General features: G+C 57.6%; 4 protein-coding genes. All 4 read right to left on the minus strand.

From position 1 onward, the window contains the following. Positions 1-276: 276 nt before the first annotated feature. On the minus strand, positions 277-567 hold the full coding sequence (gene cas2, locus ACTIEN_RS22115; RefSeq protein ID WP_010626372.1) for a CRISPR-associated endonuclease Cas2: 291 nt from the start codon (positions 565-567) through the stop codon (positions 277-279). Positions 568-588: 21 nt separating this feature from the next. After that, positions 589-1629: a type I-C CRISPR-associated endonuclease Cas1c gene (cas1c, locus tag ACTIEN_RS22120; protein ID WP_439525296.1), complete on the minus strand. Its 1041-nt coding sequence runs from the start codon at positions 1627-1629 to the stop codon at positions 589-591. A gap of 5 nt (positions 1630-1634) precedes the next feature. After that, a complete protein-coding gene (cas4, locus tag ACTIEN_RS22125; protein ID WP_267963561.1) occupies positions 1635-2273 on the minus strand; it encodes a CRISPR-associated protein Cas4 in 639 nt (212 codons plus the stop codon). Between the two features lie 9 nt (positions 2274-2282). After that, positions 2283-2663: type I CRISPR-associated protein Cas7 (locus ACTIEN_RS22130; protein ID WP_439525297.1), on the minus strand; the 381-nt coding region annotated here is incomplete at its 5' end.

Raw genomic sequence — 2663 nt, forward strand, 5'->3', positions numbered from 1 at the left:
GGCCCGTGCGGGCCGCGACTCGCACTCCGGGTTGTACTTGGATTCGCGGTAGATGTTTCTATCCGCGCGGCCCGTGCGGGCCGCGACTGTTCCCTTATAACGCTTTGATGGAGCAGGTGAAATGCCTATAGTTCTGCGAAATAGGACTCAGCAGCAGGAAATACTGCCTGGCTTTGATGGCCAGGCATAATAAAAGGAGAAAAATCAAATTGTTAAAGAGCCGCGAACCTGCCAGGAAAACCCAGGACGCTTATGGTTCGCAGAACAGGAGGGAAACTAGAAAACGAGGGGACCATTCATATCCAAGGCAGGCTTTGCGCCAATATGCTCAATACGATTCTTCCAGTTCTTTCCCAGGAAGTAGAAGCGCAAGCTATCCACTTCATCATCGATCAGATCGATTAGCCGCTGTCGAAGGCGAACCCATTGGTCAGGATCGACTTCGATCTCGAAAACCGAGAATTGCACTCGCTGCCCGACATCACGGCAAGCCTTGGCAACCCGGCGCAACCTTCCTTCGCCACCCTCTGATGACGTGCTGACGTCATAGCTGACCAGAACCATCATCGCTGCACTCTCCTAGTCGAGTCACTTCCATAAGAAGGGCGGGTAGGCATCCAGGTCGCCGCGCAGATGGCGTGCCAACAACTGAGCCTGCAATATCGGCAGCATGCCAATCGGAGCCTTCTCGCCGATAAAGGCGTGATTAAGTTCTTCGCGCTTCCTCTCCTGATAGGCGGTCAGTACCGTCTTGCGCGCATCGTCGGTCAAGACCACACCACCGCTTTCAGCAACCGTGAAGTCCTTCTCTCGTAGTTGGCGACGATTGACTAGAGACAGCGCCAATCTATCCCCCAGCAGGGGCCTGAACTCCTCGGCAAGATCGAGTGCCAAGCTGGGCCGGCCGGGGCGATCCCGATGAAGGAATCCCACTGCCGGGTCCAGCCCTACGCTTTCTAGCGCCGAACGGCAGTCGTGGGTCAACAACGTATAGAGGAAGGACAACAGCGCATTGAGGCGATCACGCGGTGGACGACGGTTGCGGCCAGTAAAGCGGAAGACTTCACCATCGTGGCGAACGAGACTATCAAAGACGCCGAAATAGACCTGTGCGGCTTCGCCCTCCAAGCCACGTAATCCATTCGTCGTGGGTTCATGCAATAGATCCCGAGCGATCCGGCTTAGGCGGGTACGCGCCCTTTCCAAATCTTCTCGCTCAGGCGGCTCCAGCTTGCTACCGTAGTCTCGAAGCCCTCTGGCGATTACCGCACGCTGGTTATGCACCTTGCCAATCAACAGACCGCGAACGATATCAGCACAACCAACCCCGTCATCGCTGGTGCGATACTGTGCACGCCTCAGCAGCACATTGCCTGACACCGGCCCCTCGATACGGGCAAGAAACTTACCGTTGGGAGTCAGGTGGGTAATGGTGACTCCTTGCTCGGCACAAAAGCCCATCAATGGTGGAGATACCAGCACCCTGCCGAAGCAGACCAGTGATTCGAGCATATGAATGGGAAGTCGTGCCCGCTCCTTGCCCTTGACATCCATGACCACATTGGCTCCATCCTTCTTGAGCCAAGCCCCCTCAGTAGTGATGTAGAGTGTATTGAGCTGGCGGCGCATACGATTCACTCATCCAGAGATTGAATTTGACGCTCCAGCCAGCGGCCTGCCGATCTCTGCTTACCCATGACCTGAGGTTGGCAGGCATCTATCAGCGAGCAGTGGTCGCAGCGCTTTGGCTCGTAGGTAGCGGATGGCGTACGGTTGCTATCGAAGAGGGCACGCGTCTCTGCGATGATTCGCAAGGTCAGTGTCCGAAGCTCTTCGTCGAACGTGACGGTCTTTCTCCTCCGGGTCTTGCCGTAGTACAGCGCGCCCTCCTCGATTCTGAGGCTCAGCATCTCCTCCAGGCACAGCGCCTGGGCACAGAGTTGTACTTCATCGGCTCGATGCGCCTTGGGCCGGCCACGTTTGTATTCTATGGGCCTCACCACGTGAGGTTGCCGGGTTTCGTCGAACTCAACCACATCGGCAACTCCGGTCAATCCCAGCACCTCACTGGCCAGCGGAAGCGCCATCGCGGTATGAATGCCGCGCCGGCGCTCATGGCCCAGGTGGTCGGCCCGCTCATGGAGAATGCGCCCTTCAGCCGTATAGCGGTTCTCCTCCCACTGCTGTTCGAGGTGAATCAGCGCACACTGGCGCGGGCAGAACAACATGTGCTGCAGCGCCGAGAGCGGGACCGGTCGAACGTCATCCTCCATCCCATTCGCCTACAGCTTCTCGTCGACGCTGACACCGGCCGGCAAGGCCTCTGCATCGACAGAGACGCGATAATCGCTGTAATGACGGGCTGGCGTGTTCTCCTCACCTTCGACACGCTCGACTTTTACGCTGTCGAACAGCAGGTGTGCCGGGGCATTACCCATCGGGTTATCGTGCTTGAAGACGATCAGCTTGCGCGCCGACATTTCGCCACGAGCAGCGGAGCGGTCATGCTCGAACATATTGACCAACGCGCGCCACAGCAGCTCGAGATCATCGTCCGAGAAGCCGGTACGCTCAGCGAGCTTGGCCGATATGTAGCCATGGGCACGATAGAGGCCATAGGGAATGATGTGTTTGCGGCCCATGGTGCGCTCCTTCTCCAGATC

The sequence above is a fragment of the Marivita sp. genome (assembly GCF_051859345.1).
In the GTDB taxonomy this organism is placed as follows: Bacteria; Pseudomonadota; Alphaproteobacteria; order Rhodobacterales; family Rhodobacteraceae; genus Marivita.